The organism is Protofrankia sp. Cr1 (assembly GCF_963555865.1).
Classification (GTDB): Bacteria; Actinomycetota; Actinomycetes; order Frankiales; family Frankiaceae; genus Protofrankia.
In genome coordinates this window covers 28432-29476 of record NZ_CAUVXO010000005.1, presented here as the reverse complement: position 1 = coordinate 29476, position 1045 = coordinate 28432, and the positions used below count along the sequence as shown (strand labels likewise).

At 67.6% G+C, this 1045-nt stretch carries 1 protein-coding gene; it reads right to left on the bottom strand.

Annotated features, from left to right (window positions below; all coding sequences use genetic code 11):
- On the bottom strand, window positions 1-1045 hold a 1045-nt coding region (locus tag U9980_RS01440; protein ID WP_322766347.1), incomplete at both ends, for an HNH endonuclease.

Genomic DNA, 1045 nt, shown 5'->3' with positions numbered 1-1045 from the left:
CTGGTCAACGTTGAGGACCGCCGTGATGGAGTCCTGAAGGTGAAGGGGTTCGCCGGCCCACTGTGGAGTGATCGAGGTGGGGTGGATGTGCGTGGTGGCATCCTTGAGTCGGGTGAGAGGTTCACAATCGGCAGTGGTGGGGTGTTGGGATGGAATGACGGTTCCATCGGGTTTACGTACGGTGATGGTTTGGTCGGGATTGATGATTATGGTGAGCCCTGCTTCGTGTAGGGCATGGTGGTGGTGGCTGCAGATCAGGACGAGGTTGTCAAGGTCAGTCCGGCCGCCGTCGGCCCAGTGGATGGCGTGGTGGGCGTGCAGCCATCTGGTGTGGTCGCAGCCGGGGAACTGGCAGGTGCTGCGATCGCGAGCTTCCAGTAGGCGACGCAGCGCTTTCGGGACGGTGCGGTGGCGGCGTCCGGCGTTCGGATTGGCCACAGTGGCGTCGCAGGCGAGGCGCCGGATGGTTTCCGGGTGCAGCGCGATGCCGGGTTCGACGTCGCCGCGCGCATCCTCGGGCGGGGTTTCGCTGGTCAGGAGGGCTTGGTCGACGTGGATGTTGACGGTCCAGCGGGCGGGGTCGGCCAACTGGGGTGCCTCGTTGCTGAGGAAGCCGGCAGCCACGGCTGCGAGCGCGTCAGCGTTTCCAGCCCGGTCGCGGGGAGGAGGCGTCTCCGTGGTTTCTCCTTCGGTGAGGCTGGTGTGAGCGGCGTCGATCGCTTTGATCAGGAGCGCGCCGTCCTCAGGTTCGAGGCGGGCGTGGACGACGAGGCTGCCGTCGTCGTCCCATCGCCAGAAGCAGGCACGTCGGGCGCGTCGGGCGGCGACTTGCTCCAGCCCGTCGGCGCCGCGTAGACGGGTGTAGGCGGCGACGAGTCGCTCAAGCTGGCCAGCCGTGGCGTGCGTGGCCTGGCGGACCCATTCGGCCTCGGTGTCGACGTCTGCGACGCGGCTGATGGCACGGACCTTGGCGTAGGACAGCCGACCGGCAGCGAACGCCTCCCGCAACGCGGGGAGCTGTTCGAGGGCATGCCCGACGCGCAGA